The 24042-nt window shown below is 37.9% G+C and carries 29 protein-coding genes and 1 pseudogene; 20 read left to right on the plus strand and 10 right to left on the minus strand.

The genetic code is table 11. The features are described from left to right. Positions 1-185 precede the first annotated feature (185 nt). Both ABXG98_RS15480 and ABXG98_RS15485 read left to right on the plus strand, forming a co-directional pair. On the plus strand, positions 186-500 hold the full coding sequence (locus ABXG98_RS15480; protein ID WP_353539598.1) for a hypothetical protein: 315 nt from the start codon (positions 186-188) through the stop codon (positions 498-500). A 43-nt stretch (positions 501-543) separates the two neighbouring features. Next, positions 544-2313 carry a bifunctional lysophospholipid acyltransferase family protein/GNAT family N-acetyltransferase gene (locus ABXG98_RS15485; RefSeq protein ID WP_353539599.1) on the plus strand — a complete coding sequence of 590 codons (1770 nt, stop codon included), beginning with the start codon at positions 544-546 and terminating at the stop codon, positions 2311-2313. Here ABXG98_RS15485 and ABXG98_RS15490 read toward each other — a convergent pair. From ABXG98_RS15490 to ABXG98_RS15505, 4 genes are read right to left on the minus strand one after another with little or no spacing between them, the layout of a single operon-like run. Then, the gene (locus tag ABXG98_RS15490) at positions 2279-2557 is read right to left on the minus strand and encodes an NRDE family protein (protein ID WP_353539600.1); all 279 of its coding nucleotides are present in this window, start codon (positions 2555-2557) and stop codon (positions 2279-2281) included. The genes ABXG98_RS15485 and ABXG98_RS15490 overlap by 35 nt on opposite strands. A gap of 8 nt (positions 2558-2565) precedes the next feature. Then, positions 2566-3096, minus strand: coding sequence for a DinB family protein (locus ABXG98_RS15495; protein WP_353539601.1), 531 nt, complete (start codon positions 3094-3096; stop codon positions 2566-2568). 34 nt (positions 3097-3130) lie between these two features. Continuing rightward, positions 3131-3406, minus strand: coding sequence for an anti-sigma factor family protein (locus ABXG98_RS15500; RefSeq protein ID WP_353539706.1), 276 nt, complete (start codon positions 3404-3406; stop codon positions 3131-3133). A gap of 7 nt (positions 3407-3413) precedes the next feature. Next, positions 3414-4073: a sigma-70 family RNA polymerase sigma factor gene (locus tag ABXG98_RS15505; RefSeq protein WP_353539602.1), complete on the minus strand. Its 660-nt coding sequence runs from the start codon at positions 4071-4073 to the stop codon at positions 3414-3416. 104 nt (positions 4074-4177) lie between these two features. Here ABXG98_RS15505 and ABXG98_RS15510 point away from each other — a divergent pair, with 104 nt between their 5' ends. The 9 genes and pseudogenes from ABXG98_RS15510 to ABXG98_RS15550 all read left to right on the plus strand — a co-directional run bounded on the left by ABXG98_RS15510 (position 4178) and on the right by ABXG98_RS15550 (position 8400). Beyond that, positions 4178-4804 carry an HvfX family Cu-binding RiPP maturation protein gene (locus ABXG98_RS15510; RefSeq protein WP_353539603.1) on the plus strand — a complete coding sequence of 209 codons (627 nt, stop codon included), beginning with the start codon at positions 4178-4180 and terminating at the stop codon, positions 4802-4804. Between the two features lie 251 nt (positions 4805-5055). After that, positions 5056-5490, plus strand: coding sequence for a hypothetical protein (locus tag ABXG98_RS15515; protein ID WP_353539604.1), 435 nt, complete (start codon positions 5056-5058; stop codon positions 5488-5490). 57 nt (positions 5491-5547) lie between these two features. Next, positions 5548-5631, plus strand: a complete 84-nt coding sequence (locus tag ABXG98_RS15520) for a hypothetical protein (protein ID WP_353539707.1) — start codon at positions 5548-5550, stop codon at positions 5629-5631. Positions 5632-5670: 39 nt separating this feature from the next. After that, positions 5671-5841, plus strand: a complete 171-nt coding sequence (locus ABXG98_RS15525; RefSeq protein WP_353539605.1) for a MerR family transcriptional regulator — start codon at positions 5671-5673, stop codon at positions 5839-5841. A 207-nt stretch (positions 5842-6048) separates the two neighbouring features. Then, positions 6049-6438, plus strand: a complete 390-nt coding sequence (locus tag ABXG98_RS15530; protein WP_353539606.1) for a heavy-metal-associated domain-containing protein — start codon at positions 6049-6051, stop codon at positions 6436-6438. Positions 6439-6489: 51 nt separating this feature from the next. After that, positions 6490-6706: pseudogene (locus tag ABXG98_RS15535) on the plus strand (Tn3 family transposase); the annotation flags it as partial. 183 nt (positions 6707-6889) lie between these two features. Further along, complete coding sequence (locus ABXG98_RS15540; protein WP_353539607.1) at positions 6890-7540, plus strand: hypothetical protein; 651 nt, start codon at positions 6890-6892, stop codon at positions 7538-7540. 83 nt (positions 7541-7623) lie between these two features. Beyond that, positions 7624-7872 carry a DUF3297 family protein gene (locus ABXG98_RS15545; RefSeq protein WP_353539608.1) on the plus strand — a complete coding sequence of 83 codons (249 nt, stop codon included), beginning with the start codon at positions 7624-7626 and terminating at the stop codon, positions 7870-7872. 114 nt (positions 7873-7986) lie between these two features. Then, positions 7987-8400, plus strand: coding sequence for a GNAT family N-acetyltransferase (locus ABXG98_RS15550; RefSeq protein WP_353539609.1), 414 nt, complete (start codon positions 7987-7989; stop codon positions 8398-8400). A gap of 30 nt (positions 8401-8430) precedes the next feature. Here the strand turns inward: ABXG98_RS15550 and ansA are convergent, their stop codons facing one another. Both ansA and sppA read right to left on the minus strand, forming a co-directional pair. Next, complete coding sequence (gene ansA, locus ABXG98_RS15555; protein ID WP_353539610.1) at positions 8431-9456, minus strand: asparaginase; 1026 nt, start codon at positions 9454-9456, stop codon at positions 8431-8433. Positions 9457-9458: 2 nt separating this feature from the next. Continuing rightward, the gene (gene sppA / locus ABXG98_RS15560; protein ID WP_353539611.1) at positions 9459-11366 is read right to left on the minus strand and encodes a signal peptide peptidase SppA; all 1908 of its coding nucleotides are present in this window, start codon (positions 11364-11366) and stop codon (positions 9459-9461) included. Positions 11367-11554: 188 nt separating this feature from the next. Between sppA and ABXG98_RS15565 the strand changes: the two genes are divergently transcribed. Further along, complete coding sequence (locus tag ABXG98_RS15565) at positions 11555-12253, plus strand: HvfX family Cu-binding RiPP maturation protein (protein ID WP_353539612.1); 699 nt, start codon at positions 11555-11557, stop codon at positions 12251-12253. Between the two features lie 63 nt (positions 12254-12316). On the opposite strand, the gene ABXG98_RS15570 is transcribed toward ABXG98_RS15565, so the two are convergent. Further along, on the minus strand, positions 12317-13240 hold the full coding sequence (locus tag ABXG98_RS15570) for a DMT family transporter (RefSeq protein ID WP_353539613.1): 924 nt from the start codon (positions 13238-13240) through the stop codon (positions 12317-12319). A gap of 462 nt (positions 13241-13702) precedes the next feature. On the opposite strand from ABXG98_RS15570, the gene ABXG98_RS15575 reads away from it, so the two are divergent. Continuing rightward, positions 13703-14245 carry an NAD(P)H nitroreductase gene (locus ABXG98_RS15575; protein ID WP_353539614.1) on the plus strand — a complete coding sequence of 181 codons (543 nt, stop codon included), beginning with the start codon at positions 13703-13705 and terminating at the stop codon, positions 14243-14245. A gap of 91 nt (positions 14246-14336) precedes the next feature. On the opposite strand, the gene asnS is transcribed toward ABXG98_RS15575, so the two are convergent. Continuing rightward, positions 14337-15737, minus strand: a complete 1401-nt coding sequence (asnS, locus tag ABXG98_RS15580) for an asparagine--tRNA ligase (protein ID WP_353539615.1) — start codon at positions 15735-15737, stop codon at positions 14337-14339. A 152-nt stretch (positions 15738-15889) separates the two neighbouring features. Between asnS and ABXG98_RS15585 the strand changes: the two genes are divergently transcribed. After that, positions 15890-16306, plus strand: a complete 417-nt coding sequence (locus ABXG98_RS15585; RefSeq protein WP_353539616.1) for a hypothetical protein — start codon at positions 15890-15892, stop codon at positions 16304-16306. A 46-nt stretch (positions 16307-16352) separates the two neighbouring features. On the opposite strand, the gene bioA is transcribed toward ABXG98_RS15585, so the two are convergent. Continuing rightward, positions 16353-17678, minus strand: coding sequence for an adenosylmethionine--8-amino-7-oxononanoate transaminase (gene bioA / locus ABXG98_RS15590; protein WP_353539708.1), 1326 nt, complete (start codon positions 17676-17678; stop codon positions 16353-16355). Between the two features lie 89 nt (positions 17679-17767). On the opposite strand from bioA, the gene bioB reads away from it, so the two are divergent. Genes bioB through bioD form a run of 4 tightly spaced genes read left to right on the plus strand, consistent with a single transcriptional unit; the run spans position 17768 to position 21700 of the window. Then, positions 17768-18856: a biotin synthase BioB gene (gene bioB, locus ABXG98_RS15595; protein WP_353539617.1), complete on the plus strand. Its 1089-nt coding sequence runs from the start codon at positions 17768-17770 to the stop codon at positions 18854-18856. Positions 18857-18882: 26 nt separating this feature from the next. After that, positions 18883-20088, plus strand: coding sequence for an aminotransferase class I/II-fold pyridoxal phosphate-dependent enzyme (locus ABXG98_RS15600; RefSeq protein ID WP_353539618.1), 1206 nt, complete (start codon positions 18883-18885; stop codon positions 20086-20088). Then, complete coding sequence (gene bioC, locus ABXG98_RS15605; protein WP_353539619.1) at positions 20089-20886, plus strand: malonyl-ACP O-methyltransferase BioC; 798 nt, start codon at positions 20089-20091, stop codon at positions 20884-20886. It begins immediately after the preceding gene. A 55-nt stretch (positions 20887-20941) separates the two neighbouring features. Next, positions 20942-21700, plus strand: a complete 759-nt coding sequence (bioD, locus tag ABXG98_RS15610; RefSeq protein ID WP_353539620.1) for a dethiobiotin synthase — start codon at positions 20942-20944, stop codon at positions 21698-21700. A gap of 7 nt (positions 21701-21707) precedes the next feature. Here the strand turns inward: bioD and ABXG98_RS15615 are convergent, their stop codons facing one another. Continuing rightward, on the minus strand, positions 21708-22130 hold the full coding sequence (locus ABXG98_RS15615; RefSeq protein ID WP_353539621.1) for a type II toxin-antitoxin system HicB family antitoxin: 423 nt from the start codon (positions 22128-22130) through the stop codon (positions 21708-21710). Positions 22131-22598: 468 nt separating this feature from the next. Between ABXG98_RS15615 and ABXG98_RS15620 the strand changes: the two genes are divergently transcribed. Then, a complete protein-coding gene (locus ABXG98_RS15620) occupies positions 22599-23720 on the plus strand; it encodes a cell division protein FtsZ (RefSeq protein ID WP_353539622.1) in 1122 nt (373 codons plus the stop codon). Positions 23721-23757: 37 nt separating this feature from the next. Continuing rightward, positions 23758-24009 carry a hypothetical protein gene (locus ABXG98_RS15625; protein ID WP_353539623.1) on the plus strand — a complete coding sequence of 84 codons (252 nt, stop codon included), beginning with the start codon at positions 23758-23760 and terminating at the stop codon, positions 24007-24009. Positions 24010-24042: the final 33 nt, after the last annotated feature.

A 24042-nucleotide genomic window follows, 5' to 3' on the forward strand; every position in this document is an offset into this window, starting at 1 on the left:
TATAAATTCAATTATTGAAAAGTTAATTAATGACGAGTGACAAAACTAAATCATTACAGCTCCTCAATAAAACGGCTATTTTATAAATTTTGTAACCTAAACAGCTTTAATGACATCTAATGACTAGAGCGCACTAATTAGCGTATTTTCAGGTTAATATATAACTAAGGTATTCGGAGGTTTATATGTGTAGCACACCAAGACCCAAAACCGCAGTAAAAGCTAAACAGTTGCTAAGTGGCACCATATTATCAAATATGAGTTCTGAAGCGAGAAGCCGTTTCGCCGAGCGTGCTAATGCTGCCCAAGAGCGTCGTCATCAAATTGCCCTCAAAACGCGACAAACAAGGCTCCGTCTTGATGCCTCCCAAAAAGGTACAAAAAAGGTAGTGAATAGTTCTCTTAATCAATCTTCGCACAACATCAGCTATTGGTTACTTAACGCGAGCCTGAAAGAGTTATTTATGATGGTATTCTTTGGTCATTCAAAACGTGCTTAACTATAAAACTGACGATAAATTTTTTTGAAATATTAACGATACTATGGATAACGCAGATAAACCTCTTTCAGATCTCCGACTGGCTTCAATGGCTCCCAACACATTTTTAGGTGCGCTGCTTAAATTTACTGGGCCGATATTTGATAGGTTATTAGGAATAAAGAAATTACAAAAAATTTATCTTAATAGCGAATTGCCGGGCTTAGATAAACAAGCATTTTCGAAAAAGCTAATCGACATTCTAGGTGTTCAAGTTTCTGGTGTTGATGATATTTTAGCTAAAATACCGCAACATGGTCGTTCTATAGTGGTTTGCAATCATCCTTATGGCATGATTGAAGGGGTGATTATTGCTCATTTACTGTCATCGTATCGCTCGGATACCAAAATAATGGCCAATGTTGGCTTACAGATGTTTAAAGAAATTAAAGATTACTTTATCTTTGCTAATCCATTAAAGCCTAAAGCTGCGATCAATACTTCAGCCATAAAGCAATGCTTTGCTCATGTGAAGAATGATGGATTATTAGTTATTTTCCCCGCCGGAAGAGTTTCTTTTTATCAACCAGAAAAAAAACGAATCACAGATGGTGACTGGAATCGCCTAGCGGTCCAAATTGCCAAAAAAACAGAGACCCCCATCTTGCCCGTTTTTATTTCTGGTACAAATAGCAAATTATTTCATCGAATGGGCAGAATTTATTACCGCTTTCGTTTGTTAATGCTAACGCGTGAAATGCTTAAATTACAACAACATAAAATTAGTTTAAAAACAAATAATTTAATTAAAGTTAAACAACTTAACGAATTCGATGGTATTGAAAGAATGAATGATTTTGTGCGGTTACAATGTTACTTAAATGATGAACACTATTTTACTCCTTGGTTAGAAGATGATAAACCAACATCATTTAAAGATATTTTACCAATGGCAGATAAAGCCACAATGAAAACTGAATTATCTCTACTCCCTGAAGAGCAACATTTGTTAGATTTTAAAACTTTTTCTGTTTATTACGGCTATCAACAGCAAATACCAATTTGTGTACAAGAGATCACTCGGTTAAGGGAAATAACATTTCGAACACTCAATGAAGGCAGCGGTGAAGCCTGTGATACTGATAAATTTGACGCAACTTATATGCACTTATTTATATTCGATCATAAAAATGAAGAAATTATTGGGGCGTACCGAATAGGACAAACCGATCTTTTACAGAAAAATGGTGATGTATCCCAACTCTACCTTTCCCAAATGTTTAATTTTGAGCCTGAATTTATTAATCAGCAGCAGCCCTGTTTGGAAATGGGACGCTCTTTTATTATAGAAGCGCACCAGAACAGCTTTCATGGATTACTATTGTTATGGAAAGGTATTGGGGCATTTGTTTGTCAAAACCCGCAATATAGAACCTTGTATGGCACTGTGTCATTAAGCAAATTATATGATCCTCGCTCAGTGGCTTTAATCAATAAAGTCATAGTAACTAACAGTACAGGTGTTACGGCAAAATCATCATTTAAGGGGCTACTTCACCCAGAAGTTGAAGACTTTCTACATATCAACACGTTAGGTATTAAAGAATTGTCAGCGTTGGTGACGGCGTTAGAAAAAGATAATAAAGATATTCCAGTATTGCTCAAACAATACCATAAACTAGGCGCTAAATTTCAATGCATGGGAATTGATATGAATTTCAACCAAACGCCCGGCTTACTCCTTAGTGTCAATTTGCCTAACGCACCAGATAAATTATTAAATCTCTACCTTGGCAAGGCTAAGGAAGCATACTTACGATATATAAAAGAATAAATGTAATGATCACAACATGCGGTGAGTTATTAAATTGTGCTTGATAATTATTTAGCAGAGCCAAAGTTAAACCCTGCTGATTAACCGCAATCCATGTACCTTTTCCTTGAGGGTCTACAGGAAAAATAGCATTTATAGATGAATAAAATGCTGGCAGAATGGCGGGTGAACGAGCGCGTTGTTCATCTCGGTTAAAAAATATTTCATAGCCGTTTTCATGAAGCAGATAAGCTAATGTACACATTCAATTATCTACTGCTTTGCTGTGTTATTAGCTTGCTTACTTTCTTGCCTTAAAAATGTAGCAGTAGCAGGGGCTAAACCAAATGACGACGGTTGAGCATTCTTTTGAGCAAAAGAAATTTGCGCTATCATGGCGTAATGATGCACCGCATGGCTGCCAGAAAAGATTAATTCTCTGGCAACAGAGGTCTGTACTTTTTGAATGTTTTTGTTAGTTACCGAAACTTCTGTAGATAGCATAATATGCTTATTCAACTTTTCTTCTGTCAGTGATTTAACCCAATCAGCGATTTGATGTAATTTTTCAATAGCTAGTGTTGGAGATAGTTCATATTTACTACCTCGCTCCCTAATATCGTAGTTAATCAGTTCACAATTGAGACCTGAGATAATAGCTTGATAATGGTCGATAATATGTCTCATATGGGAACCTGCCGAACTGATAAAGTTCGGGGAGACAATCTCGGTATAATCCTCTGTAGATACAGAGTTTAGGTATGAAAGACCTTGTTCAATGATTTTCAACTGGCTTGTGATCATTACTTATTTTCCAATAAAACAGCTAAGTATAAAGCTAATTTTTTGTTCGACTTTTCAAGATCACTTCCAATAGTTCTTCAGGTATATTCTCTATAGGCTCTGCTTTTTTAAAACCGGCTTGAGAAATACGAATGGTATTTTTATACCCACGAACATAGGCTCTGCATTCTGCACACATACTCAAATGTAGCTTAAATTTCACTTTTTCTATATTGGAAAGCTGTCCTTCATGAAAGTCGTATAAAAAACTATCAACTTCTTCACACGTTAACATGCCAGGTACATACTTGGTCATTAATCGTTTGATCATTAGCACGTTAATTTACCTTCCAATTATTTTCTAAACTTTCTTTGTCGTGTTGTTCTAAAATTGCCTTTAAAAGTAATCTTGCTCGGTGTAATTGAGTTTTCACCGAAGTTTCAGTTATAGCTAATAACTCGGCGGTTTCTCTAGTACTTATCTCTTGGATGTCTCTAAGCAGCAAAACGTTACAATATTTTTCTGGCAGTTGATAAATAATTTCATTTAGCGATATTTTTGTTTCATTTTTCTCAAATAACGTTTCAATATTATTCTCGATAAAACGACCTAGTTCACCGCCTTCATCATTTGTAAAGTCAGTTCGCTCACCATACACATTGTAATGTTGAGCAAAACTTTCCAGCGACATGGTCTTTTGTCTTTTCTTCTGCCGGATCATCATTAGTGCTTCATTAACGGTTATTCGGTGCAACCAAGTCATCAAACTTGAATCTTTTTTGAAAGATAAAATATTTTTAAACACTTGAATAAAAGCTTTTTGCAAACATTCTTGAGCGTCATCATCGTTATTAAAAAAACGGCGAGCAACGGCATACATTCTTGTACTATATTGACGTACCAAGGTTTCATAAGCTAAGTCATCATTTTCCAATAACCCATCAATCAGTTTTTTTTCGTTAGCATCGTCAACAATGGCTGAAGTTTGTTTTTTCAAAAATATTGTAACCTTATTAATTGAGCGGCATCAAATAGTTAAATTAACCAATATTTATCTAAAAATCACTATGTTTTTTAAGTGCTTTTTGCAAGGAGTAGACATTGAAATCACTATTAATAAAGCTTCACTCAAAACTAAATACAATACAAGCAGTTGATTTCTTAGCCCCTTTAATGCTTAGAATGTATCTAGTGCCGGTTTTTTGGATGGCAGGAACTAAAAAAATAGAAGGTTTCGAAGGTATTGTTGAATGGTTCGGCAACACCGAATGGGGCTTAGGGCTACCTTTCCCTTTTTTAATGGCTATTTTAGCCACGGCAACAGAGTTTTTCGGAGCGATAGCACTATTTCTTGGTGTCGCGGTAAGATGGTTTTCAATTCCGTTGATGGTCACTATGTTAGTGGCTGCAGGAACAGTTCATTGGGACAATGGTTGGCAGGCAATCACAGATCCCAGTGCGCCATTTGCGAATGAGCGAGTTATAGAAGCGTCAAACAAATTAGCGATTGTTAAAGACGTATTGCAAGAGCACACTAACTACGACTACATCACGTCAACGGGCAGTGTGGTTATGCTTAACAATGGCATTGAATTCTCAATCACTTATTTTATTATGTTACTCGCCTTATTATTTATCGGTGCAGGCCGTTACGTTAGTGTTGATTATTGGATTGAACGAGCATTATATAAAGAACAAAAAGCACCTACCGCTAACTATAGAAAATAATTAAAACGGTAACGATGGCAGTGATTATTAATGACAATGCGAAAAATTAAAAATATCATTCTTCCTGCCATTGATGGAACAATATTTGACTTACATAGCATAACGGAAAAGCCTTTTATGTTGTTTTTTTAATTGATGCTAAGGGTATTATTCATCAAGCCTATTATGGTAAAGATGAAGGCGATCACTTATCTTTTGAACGGGTCAAAGAGTTTTCATTTCGGCCGTTATAAACAAACAGAGTCAAGTTTATGCAAAAATTTAATCTGCTCAGTCAAGTTCAACGTAATGCCGTAGCAATCATAAGCCTTGTTGTTGCGCTCACAAGCTTGGGGTATAACACATGGCGTAACGAGCAAAGTGAAGGTAATAGAAATCAACGCTTTGCCTCTTTTATGCTGTTAACAAAAATTAATGAATTACAACAACTCGTTTTTCATCGTAGATATGATCCTGACTTGGTGGCAAATGGCAATGCTAGAACGGGCTGGACCTATATTTTAACGATTAGAGACCTATCTCAAGTACTACCTCCTCCTTTGCCTGACAATGCTGATAAATTACGTGCTACTTGGAATATTAATTGGGAAGATATCGAAAATAATCAAACCAGTGCTGACAATATATTAACTGGACTTGATGAAATGCGAGATGAAACGATTAAGTTATTGAAACAATTAAAGTAAGAATTTGGGCCATAATGAAGGTATTGTTTACATGAGTAAAAAAATACCCCATTAACCATCGGAAGATTAGCTAAGGTTGCTGATGTGAACATTGAGACAATACGTTACTACCAACGTAAAGCGTTAATAAGGCAGAAATAAAGCAGTTACTAATCTTGGGGGGATGAACATTGTGGTGACGTGCAAACATTAGCTCAAGAAAAACGGGACAAAATCAAACAACAAATCGCTGGGTTACTCACCATTCAAACAGTATTAGATGAATTAATATCAACGTGTCATAGTGATAGTGCTACAGATCACTGTGGTTTTATCGAAGGGTTATCTCAAAAAGGCTTTTTAGAAAACTAGCTTTACGCATTTTCAATTTTTTGTACTTAACTGTTGACTCTGGTCTAAACCACAGAGTGTAAGCTATCTCATATCATCTTTATTTGAGATCTAGTTATCTCTAATTCGTCGATTCCTAATCGTTCTTTATTATTAGCGGTGATCACTGGTATTGGAGTATCTGCGTGCTGATTTAACAATTCATTATTAACTTTTGGAGATACGATAATGAGAACACGTTATACCGTTTCAATATTGTTAAGCTCGGTATTTATATTTGGCTATGTAATGGCAACGCCTAATAGCGACGCAACGACTAATGCAGCTACTCAAGAGCTATCTGAGAAAATTTTCTCCATTGAAAAAATGACCTGTAAAATGTGCCACATAATGGTTCGTAAAGCGATGGAAAAGGTTGTAGGTGTCGTAAAAGTAACCGTCGATTACGATCAAAAAACAGCGACAGTTTTGTTCAATCCTCATAAAGCAACTAATGAAGAAATAGCGCTAGCATCAACAAATATTGGTCCCACGGAAACCGTACGCTCAGTGCGTGGGGTTTCCCGTAAACAGGTAGCCTGGCTAAATTTAAAACGCACAACCGAGGCTCGTCTTTAGAGAGCTATTGCCAAGCTTAACACTGAATATAAAAAATACCGGTTAATTGAATGTTGGGTCAGGCAATAGTGTATCTGCAGATGGTAAACTTTGGGATCTTTATGAAGATAACCTTCTTTCGGAGTACCATATTCGATATGGTAGCTATGGCGGCATTGCTTATTATCACGTATCGGATACTTACATTGCTTTGTTTAGCCATTTTATTCCCTGTGGTGTATATGAAGCTATTTATATTCTGGACGGGCTGTTAAACGATGATTCCGAATGCAACGCTTTTAACGGCCTGACCACTACATAGTTGTGAAAAGCTACCTTTTATTCATTCTACGCCAAATTATCCGCTCTATTAAATAATCGACTTAACAAACGTGCATTTTGTTACACATGTGCATCGTTTGCCATGATGTTTATGTGCTAAATTGACTTTTTGTCAGTCAAGGGGATTGTTATGGGTAGCATACAAAAATATGCGGGTTGTGCAGCTATCGGCCAAGCGGTTATTTATATAACGGCATTTATTTTCTTTGGGGCGTTTTGGCATTACCCTGTTAATGCTGATAATGTTCAAAAACTTGTTTTCCTGTCAGATAATCAACTTAGCATTTCACTAATATATTTCACCATGTATGTGTTGTTTGGGCTTTTTTTAAGCGTACTCGTTTTAGGACTGCATCACCGATTAAAATCTGAAGCTTCAACATTATCTCAAATGGCCGCTATTTTTGGCATTATTTGGGTAGGACTAGTAATAGCGAGCGGTATGATTGCTAATATAGGCTTAGGTGCTGTTATTGATTTATCAGATAAAAACCCTGAGCAAGCAATAAGTTTGTGGATTACTATCAATACCATAGTTGAGGGATTAGGCGGAGGGAATGAAATTGTAGGTGGTTTATGGGTGTTGTTAGTGAGTGTTGCAGGGTTAAAAAGTAATGAATTTCCTAAATGGTTAAATAGTTTTGGACTATTTATTGGGGGAGTTGGAGTACTTACCCTTTACCCTACGGATATATTGACAGAAATTTTCGGGTTAGGTCAAATATTGTGGTTCTCATGGTTAGGCGTTAACTTGCTTACCAGCTCACAAAGTGATTATTAAAAATGAAGTTTTTCTGCCATCTATTGAGCGTTAGGGGTAATTTGTCTACAATAGCGCACTTTTATTAACTTCAGGTATCGACTATGAACGATTCAAAATCATTACCAAACTTACCCGATCGCCTTTCTGGTAATCCTCGTAGTCCACATCATGTGGAAGAAATTTTTGAGCATAACATTGGCATTAAACTTAATGGCAAAGAGCATTTCAATGTTGATGAATATTGTATTAGTGAAGGTTGGATAAAAGTTCCTTCACCTAAAGCGCTAGATCGTCGTGGTCAACCACTGATGATCACATTAAAAGGCAATGTTGAAGCGTTTTATAGTTAATCAACTGACTGAGATTTAGTACCCCGGTATGACATTGATTGGCCTAAACCTCTTTAGGCTAACTTGAAATACCGGCGTTTTTTAGTTCGTTATACATACTGTTTAGGAGTTATGATGAATATTGAAATACTCGATGCTCCTGAGCAATCAGTTATCGACTTCTTAGATAAAAAAATTGCTGAGTTTAATTGGGCTAACTGGGAAGTTGATCAAAGATTACCATTGGCTGTGCAAATAAAAAACCCACAAGGCGATATTATTGCCGGTGCTGCAGGTAGAAGTTTTGGCGACTGGCTGTTATTAAATACGCTGTGGGTATCAGAAGAGTTACGTGGCCAACATGTTGGCAGTAAACTTTTACAACAGTTTGAAGCATCAGGTAAGCAAAGAGGGTGTAATAAGTGTTTATTAGATACGCTTAACTTTCAAGCAATGCCTTTTTATCAAAAACATGGTTATGAAACGCAGTGGATTCAACAAGGATACCCTCAAACCGGTTGTAAATACTACATGACCAAATCGTTATAGCTTTTGCTTTTCACCACAATCAACGCTAACTTAAAGCGCATGGGTGAGTTCACCACGCAAATTTACTTCCATTAGCTGGCAGGTTTCGTTGTAACTCAGGTTTTGACTGAGTAAATAGTGTAGTTTTGTTAACGTAGCCTCTAATGTCATGTCGTGACCACTAATAACGCCTGCTTGTCTTAAGGCGTTTCCTGTAGCATAACCCGACATATTTACTGTGCCTTTAATACATTGACTGCAATTAATCACCACAATCTCTTGCGCTTTCGCTTTTGTTAAACACTTAAGTAGGGCGTTATCTTGTGGTGCATTTCCGACACCATAACTGCGTAAAATTAACGCTTTCACTGGTTGCCTAAGCGTATTTTTAATGACATCACTACTGATGCCTGGGTACAAATGTACAACACCGATCGGCTGAGGGATAATATCTCGAACAATGACCGCAGGCTCTAACTCAACACAAGGCGAAATTTTACCCGCTATGACATTAATATTAATACCTGCCTCTAGTAGAGGAGGTAAATTAGGCGAATCAAAGGCGTTAAATCCATCGGCATAGGCTTTTATCGAACGATTACCACGATACAGTTTATTATTGAAAAACAGTCCTACCTCATTGATTGGATAATTCGCCGCAATGTAAAGCGCATTAAGAACATTTACTTGACCATCTGAGCGTAATTGACTTAGTGGGATTTGTGATCCAGTGACAATAATCGGTTTGCTGAGGTTTTCAAACATAAACGATAAAGCAGAGCTAGTGTAGGCCATAGTATCTGTGCCATGTAACACCACAAAGCCATCATAATCATCATAATGAGCCTTAATATCATCAGCGATGCGTTGCCAATCGCTAGGCGTCATATTAGATGAATCGATTAATGGTTGATATTCATTAATGGTAAACTCAGGCATTTCTTCACGATGAAATTCAGGTAAGCCATTAAGAGAGTCAGTTAAGTGACCATTAACAGGAATATAACCTTGATCACTTTTTTTCATACCAATAGTACCGCCAGTATAGGCGACATAAATTCGTTTACTTGTTAACATGATTATTGCTCACTACAGGCTAAACAAAGAGAGTAAATGCCTTGTGGATCATTAAATTGATTCATTTTGGTTAGCTCTGTTTGCAGTTGAGAAATAAAGTTTGTCATAGGTTTAGTGCTAATGCTATTTGGTGAAGACAAATCACTATCTAACAACAACTCACTGTTAGCTGCCATAAACGTGCTAGCTTCTCCCAAAAACTTTTGTATAAGCTTATTGCGCTCTGAAATTTCTTTTTCAATTAACAAAGTGTCATAGTTTTCAATACCAGCGAGCTGTGCTGCGGCATCAATGGCATCGGTTAAATTGCCAAGTTCATCGACTAAGCCTAGCTCTTTCGCTTTTTTACCTGACCACACTCGCCCTTGGGCAATAGCATCTACTTGCTCTAAGGTCATATTTCGGTTGTTAGCCACTAGGGTTAAAAAATTCTGGTACCCCTTATTAATGGTTAATTGAAATAACTGCGCCATACCTTCGGTTAAAGGCTGAGTAGGACCAAAACCAGAAATATCAGTGGTTCCAACACCGTCAGTATAGATACCTAGTTTTGCGAGTGAATCTTCAAATGTCATCATCATCCCGTAAATACCGATTGAGCCTGTGATTGTTGAAGGCGATGCATAAATTTTGTCTGCTGGTGCTGAGATCCAATAACCACCCGATGCAGCATAAGTCCCCATTGATGCAACCACAGGTTTACCAGCCGCTTTTAATAACTCAACTTCTTGGCGAATTATTTCTGAGGCGAAGGCGCTGCCACCTGGGCTATCAACCCTTAGAACGACAGCTTTTACTCGATCGTTAGTGCGGGCTTTACGTAATAATTTGGCAGTAGAATCACCGCCAACAGTGCCGGGCTTTTGTGTGCCATCTAAAATAGTACCTTTGGCAACAATGACGGCAACTTTGTCAGACGAAAGCGGTTTCATGTTGGTCATCATCGCTTTGTTTAAAGTCATTACAGATAAATAATCTTTATAACCAATATGGCTATAGCTAGTGCCTTTTTTATTCTCACCTACCATTGAAATTAATGCTTCTCGCATTTGCGCACGGGTCTTAAGTTGATCAACCCAGTTATTGGTTAGCGCATATTCGGCAAAGCTACTGTTCGCTTTTGAAAATTTGGAAATTAAATCACTAATGCCTTCATCAAAGTTATTAATGCTTACACCGCGTTGCTTGGCAACATCTTGTTTATATTGCAGCCATAAATCATCTAACCATAATTGATTTGCTTCTTTGGCGGCAGCAGACATATCATCACGGATATAAGGTTCAACAGCCGATTTAAATGTTCCTACTCTGAATATATGTTGATTGATAGCTAACTTATCTAACGCAGACTTATAATACATTTTATAACGACCATAACCATCAAGTAGCATAAAACCTTGCGGGTTCATCCAAATATCATCAGCATAACTAGCAATGTAATATTGTTCTTGGGTGTATTGATCGCCCAGCGCAATGATTGTTTTACCTGAGCTTTTAAAATCAGTTAATGCTACACCCACATCTTGTAACTTGGTTAATCCCGCAGAGCGAAGGCCTTGTAGCTGTAATACTAATATTTCAACCCGATCATCATTTTTAGCTTGAGCTATTACATCAAGCACATTGGCTAATAATACCTCAGGGCGTTCTTCTTCTTCCCCTAAGGCGTTGGTTAAAAAAGCATCCATTGGGCTAACTTCTTGTTTTTGTTCAACAAGGTCACCAACTAAATTTAACACTAATGCCGTTTTCTCTGGCACGGTGATTTTATTACCATCACTGACCAACATGGCGATAAAACCAATGAAAAATACGATGAAAATTGTGTTCAATACCACTGAACGAGTCAAGGTGAAAGCTCGCCAAATCCCGCTTAGAATACGTTTGCCAAAGTCTAATAATGTGCTCATAAATATATCAATATAAAAAATAAGGAAATTAGTTTTATATTACCTTAATCACTGAGCGAATTGACTAAAAGATTGTAAAAAAATGCGTATTTTTACTAAAGTAATTAAGCGATTGAAATTATTTACCCAAATTGAGGTTCTTATCTTTTATATAACGAACAAAATATTACTTATTGAGACATTCTTTTATGACCTTATTAATAAACAGCTATCAAAATTTTTTAAAATATTTATCTCATTTTGATGGTGTTCCTGCATTATTATTACGACTTTATCTTGCTCCTGTTTTTATTATGGCAGGCTTTAGCAAAACTCAAATGCTTGATCCAGACGTAACTGGAGTTGCCGCGCTAATGGCTGATCCCAATATTATTGCGTGGTTTGGTAATAGTGACTGGGGATTAGGCTTACCTTTTCCTGTACTTTTAGCAAATCTAGTGATCCTAGTAGAGTTTTTTGGTGGTTGGTTACTACTTGTGGGGGCATTAACACGTTTAATTTCTATTCCATTAATGTTCACCATGATTGTTGCAGCAACAACGGTTCATGCCGACAATGGTTGGTTTGCTATCACCCCAACTAATCCTGATATTAGTCCAGCCAAAATGTTAACTTGGGTCGGTGTTGAGCAATCACAAGAAAGTTTAGCAAACAGTACGGCAACGGCAAACCGGTTAGATAAAATGCGTTCAATATTAGATGAAAATGGTAATACTGACTGGTTATATGAAAAGGGGAATATCGTGGTACTTAATAATGGAATCGAGTTTTCAGCCACTTATTTTATTATGCTGTTGGCTTTATTTTTTATAGGTGCAGGGCGTTACACTAGTGTTGACCATTATCTATTTAAACGCCTTGTATCTCATGGCAAAGCTGATTTTTAATCAATAAGACAACCATGCGGGTATTTAGCGGTTAGTTGAATGTTACAACGAACCGCTAAACTACTAGGTTTTATCAGTAATGCCCTTTGTTGTGATGGATGGCTCTTGCTTAAACTTTTTCAATAATAACTCGCCCCAGTGATATATGGCGAGACCTGAAATGACCAGTACCGCACCAGCAATTAACTTACTATTGATCACTTCATCATTGAGAAGTGCTCCTAAGGTTAAGGCGATAATAGGAGTTACTAAGGTTATTAACGCAACAGTACTTGCGGTTAATCTTTGTAATACAAAAAAGTAAGCAAAAAAACCAATAAGCGAGCCAAAAACACCTAAGTATAAGGTGGCCCAAATAGATCGCATCTGCCACTGACTGACATCCAAGCTACCATCAAGCAGCAACCAATTAATTAAAAACAACGGCAGGGCAACAGAAAGTGCACCTACTGTGGTTGCCATAGGATGAATAGCTAAAGAGACACTCTTGACCAAAACACCACTTAAACTAAATAAAAACACCGCAATTAACACAAAACCAAGGCCATAGACGCTATCACTATTTAATGAAAAATTATCAGCGCAAACCAAGGCTAGACCGATAAATGAAAGCAGCATAGATAATTTACGTAAAGGTGATATTTTCGGCTCTGCCAATATTCTTCGCGCTAATATAGCTGATAATACGGGGGCTAGACCAAACACTAATGATAACACCCCTGAAGGTAAATAAGCGGCCGCTAAATAAGAAAATGACATACCACCAAAAATACCTAATGCAGAGTAACTGTATAAGCGCAGTGCTTGTTTATGCCATGGAAGTTCTATGTTTCTTATAAAAATAATAAGTCCACCTAAAACAACAGCAATGAGCATGCGTAACAATACTGCCATAGTTGGGTTAATTGATTCACTGCTCCAGACTATCCCCAATGGTGTGGTAGACCATATTAATAGTACCGCTATATAGGCAACAGACACTTGCATTTTTACTCTCCTTTTGGTGTTTGCATGGGGTGCAGAGGCTTTTGTGGTACTTTCTCTTTAAATTAACCGTCGATAAAAAGAAAAAGCCGCAAAAGATAAATTCTGCGGCTTAAAATGTGCTTGGTTAATTGAGTTGCTAACGTTAACTTGAGCGGTCCGCAGTATTTGGCCATAAGCAAATGACCATATTCAGCCAGCATAGCGTGGCCAGAATAAAGTTTTGCTTATATAGAACCTTGGAGGTTACTGCGAAAATTTTAATCATGATTGTTTCGTGATGATTTGGTGTTGTCATCGTTAATTAGCTCAATTTATAATTTTAATACTGAGGTGATGTAAGGTGTAAGTCAAGTAAAAATAACTGTTATTCGTATTTAAAAAATTAGTAGAATTACATTGAGCATAAATGATCATAGATATACACTTGATACACTTTTCATTTGTTAAAAACTTTATTTTATCATGACAGCTATTGAGTTACTTTTACAACGGCAATCAACTTCTTTTCTAGTTTCTCCTGCCCCTAATACACAAGCGCTTGAACAAATTTTAGCCGCAGGCATGCGAGTGCCAGATCATGGTTGTTTGCAACCTTGGCATTTTAAAGTAGTAACCGATGATGGCTTGCAGCGCTTAAGTGATCTGTTTGTGGCAAGTAGTGATGCACAAACACAGGATTTAGATAAAATTGCTAAAAAGCCGTTTCGTGCTCCTATGATTATTGTTATAAGCACAAATTATACTGATCATGAAAAAGTCCCTTTGTCGGAGCAATTAATCACCGCGGGTTGCTGTGCCCATGCAATGCAAATGGCTGCATGTTCGCTAGGTTATGGGGCTATGTGGCGTACTGGTGGTTTTGCTTATAATTCACAAATAAAACAAGGGTTAGCAATAGCAGAACGAGATGATATTGTTGGTTTTTTATATATTGGGACACTGGGTAGACCGCAAGTATTGAAACCGACCAAGGCTTTTGCCAATCACGTAAGCTATTGGACATAACTACACATTGCTATTGTTAGAAGGTAGTAGTCAGCTCGGTCAAAAACTACTCTGACACTAAGCTGACTACTTTTTCGTAGCGATTCTTTTATTAGAATGCGGCGTTATTTGGGGTTCTTGGGAAAGGGATCACATCACGAACATTTTGCATACCCGTAGCATAAGCGACTAAACGCTCAAAACCTAAACCAAAACCTGAGTGAGGCACTGTACCGTAACGGCGTAAATCACGATACCAACTGTAATCGGCAACATCTAAGCCCATTTCATCTAAACGGCTATCAAGCACATCAAGTCGCTCTTCACGTTGACTACCACCAATAATTTCGCCTATACCCGGAGCTAAAATATCCATAGCAGCTACCGTTTTACCGTCATCATTTAAACGCATGTAGAACGATTTAATATCTTTAGGGTAATTTTGTAAAACCACTGGGCCGTTAAAGTGTTCTTCAGCTAAATAGCGCTCGTGTTCAGAGTTTAAATCTACACCCCAAGATACTGGGTTTTCGAACTTCTTATCACATTTTTCTAATATAGTGATGGCGTCGGTGTAATCTAAACGTACAAAGTCATTATCAATAACCGAGTTCAAACGCTCAACAAGGGTTTTATCAACACGTTGCTGGAAGAAAGCAATATCATCAGCACGTTCGGCTAATACCGCTTTAAATACATATTTAAGCATTTCTTCTGCTAAATCAGCTGCGTCAGACAAGTCAGCAAAAGCAATCTCTGGCTCTACCATCCAAAACTCAGCTAAGTGGCGAGAAGTATTAGAGTTTTCAGCTCTAAATGTAGGGCCAAAAGTGTATACTTTTGATAACGCGTTACAATAAGTTTCAACGTTTAATTGCCCTGATACCGTTAAAAAGGTTTCTTTACCGAAAAAGTCTTTTGCGTAGTCAATGCCGCCTTTATCATCGCGTGGTAAGTTCTCCATATCGAGCGTACTCACACGAAACATTTCACCAGCTCCTTCACAATCACTACCGGTAATTAGTGGTGTACTGATCCAGAAATAACCTTTGGCATGTAAAAAACGATGGATTGCTTGTGCTAAACAGTTACGAACACGGGTAACCGCGCCGCCAATATTAGTACGCGCACGCAAATGTGCATGTTCACGTAAAAATTCGATACTGTGGCGTTTAGCTGCCATTGGGTAAGTGTCAGGGTCTTCAACAAAGCCTAACACTTCTACCGCGGTGGCTTGGATTTCAAATGACTGTCCCTGTCCAGGAGATTCAACCAATATACCTGTCACTTTTACTGCGCAGCCAGTGGTTAATTTAAGAACATCATCTTGATAATTTGTCAGATCGCTAGGTACAATAGCCTGAATAGCATCAAAGCATGAGCCATCGTGAATCGCTAAAAAAGAAATACCTGCTTTAGAATCACGGCGAGTTCTTATCCAACCATGAACGGTGATAGTTTCGTTAACAGGAAATTGTCCTGCTAATACATCAGTAATTGCTATAACTGACATTGAATGACCTCTTATATATTTATATTATTTAATACTGGAAGATTTGCTGAAATTTTTAAGATGGTTATGTTACCGTGACTATTATGTTTAACAAGTAAAACTTGTTAAATAGATCACAATAATGAAAAAATAATGGGATTGATTAAATATTAATGGCTAAAAAAGTTGAAAACGTGTTGAGAACTCAGCATTCTACCTCTAAACCCGAACGTCGAAAGTCAGCAGACTTTTGGTTTTATTTAGCAAGAGTACTTAACCTTTGTAGTTGGCTTGCTTTTTTGGCTGCTGTGATTATCTCTTATTTTGTTGCCCCAGAAACCAATTATGGTGTACTACGCTATCATAATATTGAAATTAGACAATTTTGGCTAACGCCATTAACGGGGTATTTATATTTAGTGATTTGGTTTAGTGCTGCAAGCAGCTATTCAGCCTTACTTATTGATAAATATCGCAGCCGCAGAGTACAAGACAATCCCCATTACAATTTATATATATTATTGGTCATAAACCTTCTTTGGTTATCGGTTATTTTGCACCATGTACTTAGTGCAGCAAATATTATTTAATACCTGTTGCTGTTGTCTTGACTGCTAAGCCAAATAAACGCGCTTGCTAAGGTAAAAAGCAACTATCTTCGTTTAGCACCGTTGCCATCGCATCAACTAAGTTAATAATTTGCTCTTTAGTAATAACTAATGGAGGTATAATATAAATGAGTTTACCAAAAGGGCGGATCCATACACCTAATTCAACAAAACGTTTTTGAATGACAGCGACATTGACTGCTTGCAAACATTCTATAGCACCAATAGAGCCTAGTACTCGGGTATCGTTAACGCGGGCATGTGCTTTTAAGGGCAATAATGACACTTGCAGTTGTTGTTCAATTGAATGAACCTGGTGCTGCCAGTTGTTTTCAAACAATAAATCAATACTGGCATTAGCCACAGCACAGGCTAAGGCATTTCCCATAAAGGTTGGTCCATGCATAAAGCAACCGGCTTCACCATTACTGATGGTTTGAGCAACTTCACTGGTACACAGTGTTGCTGCTAACGTCATATAACCACCGGTCAATGTTTTCCCTAAACACAGAATATCTGGGCTAATGCTCGCCCATTCACAGGCAAATAGTTTACCAGTACGACCAAAACCAGTAGCAATTTCATCTACAATCAATAACACATCATATTGACTGCATAACTGTCGGCACGCTTTCAAGTACTCTGGATGATAAAAACGCATACCTCCGGTGCCTTGAACAATGGGTTCAATAATAAAGGCAGCAAGTTCATGGTGGTGGTGTTCAAATAATTCGGTAAGTGCTTTTACATCGCTGGGTTGCCATACATCGCCAAACTTGCAACTTGGAGCCGGTGCAAAGATATTTTTCATCAACACATGTTCAAAAATTTGGTGCATACCGGTAACGGGATCGCACACAGACATCGCTGCAAATGTGTCGCCATGATACCCATTTCTTACCGTCATCAATTTTGTTTTTATATGCTCGGCAGGCGTATTACTTTTGGCTTGTTGATATTGCAATGCCATTTTCATGGCAACTTCTACCGCAACGGAGCCAGAGTCAGATAAAAACACCTTATCGAGTCCTGCTGGCGTTAAACTCACGAGTTTTTCGCACAAAGTTATTGCGCTAGAGTGTGTTAAGCCACCAAACATAACATGAGACATGCGCTGTGATTGTTCAATTAATGCCGCATTAAGCTTAGGATGATTATACCCATGTAAAACCGACCACCATGATGACATGCCATCGATTAGTGATTCACCACTGGCGAGGTTTATATGAACGCCATGAGCACTTTCAACTAAATATGAAGGTAAGGGCGCTGACATTGAAGTATAAGGATGCCAAACATGGGTTTTATCGTAAGCTAACAGTGCTGAAGCTGATGTAGGTTCTTTTTTAATCATTTGTAAACTAAAAGTCCAATTCAATGTTGACATAAACATGATGATCGCTAGACTACCTGTTAATTTATTTAGATGCAAACGAGTTTTCCATGTCAAAAGTAGTGTCACAAGCTGTTCTTTCTGCTACATCAGTACCTGAGCAATCAGGTGTTCGCCATAATTGGACGTTAGCTGAAGTTGAAGCATTATCTGCCTTGCCTTTTAACGATCTAATGTTCCAAGCGCAAACGGTACATCGCCAAAACTTTAATCCTAATGAAGTACAAGTAAGTACCTTATTATCGATTAAAACCGGTGCCTGCCCTGAAGATTGCAAATACTGTTCACAAAGTGCTCGCAACAAAACCAATCTTGAAAAAGAACGTTTGTTAGAAGTTGAAAAGGTACTTGAAGCTGCTGCTAAAGCTAAAGCGATGGGCTCAACCCGTTTTTGCATGGGGGCAGCATGGCGTAACCCTAAAGAGAGGGATATGCCCATTGTACTGGATATGATCAAAGGGGTTAAAGCCCTAGGGTTAGAATCTTGTATGACGTTAGGGATGTTAGACGAAAACCAAGCCCAACAGCTCCAAGATGCAGGCTTAGATTATTACAATCACAACCTTGATACTTCGCCAGAGCATTATAATCAAATTATTACCACCCGCACTTATCAAGATCGATTAGATACCTTAGATCACGTGCGCAGTGCAGGAATGAAGGTTTGCAGTGGTGGTATTGTTGGTTTAGGTGAAAAAGCCATCGATAGATCGTCATTACTAGTTCAGTTAGCCAATTTACCTAAGCAACCAGAAAGCGTACCCATCAACATGTTAGTAAAAGTTGAAGGTACACCACTTGCTGATGTTGAAGATCTAGAAAGCTTTGACTTCATTCGCTGTATCGCGGTAGCGCGGATTATGATGCCAGAATCTCACGTCAGGTTGTCTGCAGGTCGTTCTGCAATGAATGAACAAATGCAATCCTTATGTTTTTTAGCCGGGGCTAACTCCATTTTTTATGGGTGTAAATTACTCACCGCGGAAAACCCAGAAACAGATAAAGACATTCAATTGTTTAATAAATTAGGCATTAATACTGAAACCGTGGTTGATGAGAGTGCAATTCAAGATAAACAACTTAAAACTTCTTTAGTTAACGAACAGCATAAAGATCTATTCTACAATGCAGCAACCTAATCAACTCACTTTAGCGAAGCAATGGCATGGCATTTGAGTTTATTAAGCAAAAGTTAACCAAACAGAAAACGTTATCAAGGTATCGTCAGCGTACTTGTATTCAACAAAGCAAAGTAAACCTTAGCACTGTTGATAACGAGGAAAGTGCGCAGATTATTGTTGATGGTAAAACCTATATTAATTTTTCATCAAATGATTATTTAGGTTTAAACAACCACCAACAAATTAATCAAGCGATGCAAGAAGGTATAGATAAGTTTGGGTTATGTGCAAGCGCTTCAAGTTTAGTAACCGGTTTTCATTATGCGCACCAAGCGTTAGAAGATAAAATTTGTCAGTGGTTAAATCAACCTAAATGCTTGCTGTTTTCTAGTGGCTTTACTGCTAACGTTGCCTTGTTTCAAACATTAGGCCAAGAAGTAAATGGTGATCGCTGTCATTTTTTTCTAGACAAATTATCTCATGCTTCTATGCTCGACGGTGCGTTTGCAAGTAAAGCCAAGGTACAACGCTTTGCACACAATAATACTGAGCAACTTGCGCAATTATTGAGTAAAAGTAATTCCGACCATAAACTGATTGCCTCAGAAGGGGTGTTCAGCATGGATGGCGACCAAGCCAAATTAACGGCTTTGCAACAATTAAGTCATGAGCACAAGGCTTGGTTATACCTTGATGATGCTCATAGTATTGGCGTTATTGGTGAACAAGGTCAGGGTAGTTCAAGCCAATTGATAGCGTCAAATGAAGATTCATCAACATCACATATCATTATGGCAACCTTTGGTAAAGCCATCGCTACCAGTGGTGCTTTTTTAGCTTGTGATGAAAACCTTCATGATTATTTGATCAATTTTGCCCGACATTACATCTATTCAACAGCAATTTCGCCAGCGCTTGCTTGGGCAACTATAAAAAGTATTGAGCTTATTCAACAGCAACAATGGCGTCGTGATAAAATAAATGAATTAAGTCATTTGCTGATACAGCAACTTGATCCTAGTATTACTATTATACCTTCTGAGTCATCAATCCATGCGATAATTATTGGCAATGAACAAAAGGCTTTAACGATAAGTCAGCAATTGAAAAAACAAGGGATTTGGTTGACTCCTATACGTCCACCAACCGTTGCTGAAGGTAGCTCAAGGTTACGTGTTACGATATGCGCCAACCATAATGAAAATGATATCAAGCACTTAGCTAAAAGCTTGAACGAGGCGTTGATTTAGATGACAGCAAATAGAATAAGGCAACATAATAAGAAAAAAATCGCTGAAAGCTTTGGCTCAGCGAGTAAGTCTTACGATGTGTCGGCGCGGTTACAGCGATTTTCAGGTAAACATTTAATGCCTTGGTTACCTAATAGACATGATCTAACCGTACTAGATTTAGGATCAGGTACTGGCTTTTTCACTAACTTATTGGCAACATCTTATCGCCAAGTTATTGGTCTTGATTTATCAAAAGAGATGCTTAGATTTGCCAAAGAAAGCAGACATAAGGATATTGTATGGGTCGAGGCCGATGCGCATAAAATCCCCCTTCAAGATGAAAGCATTGATTTGATCTATTCAAATTTAGTGATTCAGTGGTTTGAGCCACTTGATGTAGCCATCAAAGAAATGCTTAGGGTGTTAAAGCCCGGCGGCTTGATTATCTTTACCACCTTGGTGGATGGCACACTGTATGAGTTAAAATCTTCTTGGCGGCAAGTAGACGATGACCAACATGTTATTGATTTTAAAACAGAGGCCCAGTTAGATGAACATTTTAATACAAACAACTCTAGTGTATTAGAACATAAATGCCAAGACATAGTGCTTGAATACCAAAACGTCATTCATTTAGCTCGAGAGCTCAAAGGGCTTGGCGCGAATCATCTCCCTAAAAAACAAAATAGGGGATTATCTGGCAAGGATAAATGGTTCAAAATGACCGATCATTACCAAGATTTTTGCGAGCCTAATGGTATTTATCCTGCAACGTACCGATTGTACTCAGGGCTAGTGGTTAAACTTAATACTTAACTAAGCTGAACTAACTTGTCTAAGTCAACAATTCCAACTTATGTAAAAAGCAAATATGAACGCTAAAAATTCCGCAAGCACACCAGCAAAAGTAAAGCGCCAACAAAGAAATTTTTTTATTACCGCAACTGATACTGATGCCGGAAAAACTTTTGTGGCTTGTGCCATTATTCAAGCATTTACTGATGCAGGCAAACGGGTTGCCGCATATAAACCGGTGGCCGCAGGTTGCGATAAAATAGACGGTAAGCTAATCAATGAAGATGCGCAATTATTAACACAGTTTGCAAATAGCCAACAACTAATTAATGAGGTAAACCCTATTTCCTTGGAGGCGGCTATTGCGCCTCATATTGCGGCAGAGAAGTTAAATATCACATTGACTCTAAATGAAATAAAAGCTGGCTTTGAGCAACTCGTGTCATTAAATGCCGATATTAATATTACCGAGGGTGCAGGGGGATGGAGACTACCATTGCAGTTAAACACTCCAAGTCCAACATTTTTATCTGATTTTGCGATTAACACTAAACAAGATGTTATTCTAATTGTTAATATGAAATTAGGCTGTTTAAATCACGCGCTACTCACGTATCAAGCCATCATTGCAGATGGCTTAACTTGTGTCGCTTGGGTAGCCAACAGCGCCAGCTCAACAACGATGTCAAATCTTGATGAAAATATCGCTAGCCTCGAACAGCTTCTGCCTGTACCCAAAATAGCGCAAATTAATTTCGATAGTGATGCCAGCAGCAGTTTAACTGCTAAAATTTTTGCCGCAGCAAAAGAAATCGATCTGACCTTACTTGGTTAGCCTAGCCTTATTTACTCAATTCAACTATACAGGCATTGGCAATAAACCCTGAGCGGGTTTTATACGCTGAACTTTTACTTACTTTCTCATCTATCTGCTTGATCAGTAACTCAGGTAAGGTCACATTGATTTTGTGACTCTTACCTAAATAGGCACTGATATCAATATCAACAATCGCCCAAAACACCTGTGCATGGGTATGCGGATTATCAATAGCATATTGCTGTCGGTGTTTTTCTACACTTAATGCGTTTGGTACTTTTTCACCGTACTCGGCCAAAATAGCTAAGTGAGATTTAATATCTTGGCTTATTTTTTCTAATCCTAAATCAATAGAATTAGCGCTAGTGCTGCAACCAGGCAAGTCAGGCACCATGATCTGGTAACCATCGCCATTTTTACTATTTTCAAAGATAACAGGGTATTTCATATCGTGCCTTGCTTGTATTTTAAGAGTCTTCAAATTATAACCCTGACAACTCTGCAAGTCAATCGAATTGTAACTCTAGTAACTCCTGTTGAGTTTGATTTGATAACTCTGATAACCCCGCTGTGAGGTTGTCACTACAACTCTAATAACCCCAAAATAGCTGGTGTGAATGTTTACTTCCGTTTTAAAACCCATATAGTGGTAATAGGTAAATACGTGTTAATTTGTTAGTGACTTAATCAAAATACTCATTGTCGATTAGATAAGAGTTAAAAAATAATAAGGCTGGAGTTACTTTTTAAGCTGGCAGATTGAAAATTTGATCATTATAATGAGGTATGATCAAGGAAATTTATTGACCACTGGGTCATCTAACACGCACTTTTTAGGTATGGAGTTAATTAATCATTCACTCGTACCATCACGCTGTCACTTGAGCTACTTACCAAGGATGGCTTAGGAATATTTATGAAAGAACTTATTCACGCCAACCCAAATTTAATGATTACAGTGATCGGTATTGGTGGCTGTGGTTGTAATACCATTAACATGCTCTATGAAAATAACTTGTCCACGAGTGTTAATTTAATTGCAGTTAATACCGACCTAGCAGCACTAAACTCTCTTAATGTTGAAAATAAAATATTAATTGGTGAAGAACTCACCCAAGGCTATGGTGCAGGCTCTAACCCTGACGTAGGCTTGCAAGCGGCACAAGAAAGTAAAGAGATACTCACCAGTGCTATTCAAGGCAGCGATATTGTTATTATTACCGCAGGTTTTGGCGGAGGTACAGGAACAGGCGCTAGTCCATTGGTTGCTAGAATAGCGAGAGAGTTGAACATTAATTGTTTGGCAATTGTTACTTTGCCTTTTGAGTCTGAAGGAAAGCTACGCATGGATTTTGCTTTACAAGGTATTAATGATATTAAAGAGCCAATTCATGCCTATATCACTTTATCTAATGATCTGCTCTTAAAAGGGCTTGGCGAAAGTATTGGTTTATTTACGGCTTTTAACCAAAGCAATGACGTACTAAAAAACTTGCTGATTTCATTGGCGCAAATGTTAACCGAAACCGGGTATGTTAATGTCGATAAAAATGATTTTTCCAGTATTTTGTCTTATGAAGGAGAGTCGATTTTAGGTGTCGGTAAGGCAGAGTCAGAAGAGTTGGCTTTTGAGGCGTTAGACCAAGCGCTTAATAATCCATTAGTGTCTATTGCTAGAATTGATAGCGCCAAAGGTATTATTTTTCAATTATTTTGCAAATCTGAGCCTAAACTAGCCACTTATAATGGACTAATTGATCATATCAGAGAGAAAATAACCAATAAATCAGTGCTTATTGTACCTGGCGTTACCTTAGATCCCAATTTAGCATCAGAAATTGAAATTCTAATTGTTGCTTCAGGTATTGACTCAAGTACAGGAGAGCTCACTAAAGAAGAGTCGCCAATTATCGAACAAACGGGTTACCTTGATGATGAACTTACCTTTGTTGATGATAAAGAAAAAGCGTTAACAGACATTCCGGCGATAACGCGGAAATTAATGGCAATGCGATCCTTACGAACCAATAATGTTTAGCACTAGCAACTTTAGTCATTAAAAAGTAGAACAATTTATGGCAAAACCTAATAAAAAAGGGCCCACCAAAACCATTAATGTTTATTGCAAGGCTTGTAATGCGCCATTATTTAAATATCGTAAAGGCGGCAAGGGAGCACTGGTAAAATGTTTTAAAGAACGTATTAGTCAAGATTTTACCCATATTGCTTGTACTTGTCCCCAGTGTGAAAAGGTTTTCGCCCGTGAAATACTCATTAAAGGCACACCTGCATATAAAATGATTGGTGGTAAAGTGTGGTTTAAATAATTCCAATGATGTGTAGTGAATTTATGTACTAGT

The organism is Colwellia sp. KU-HH00111 (assembly GCF_040362745.1).
GTDB lineage: Bacteria > Pseudomonadota > Gammaproteobacteria > Enterobacterales > Alteromonadaceae > Colwellia.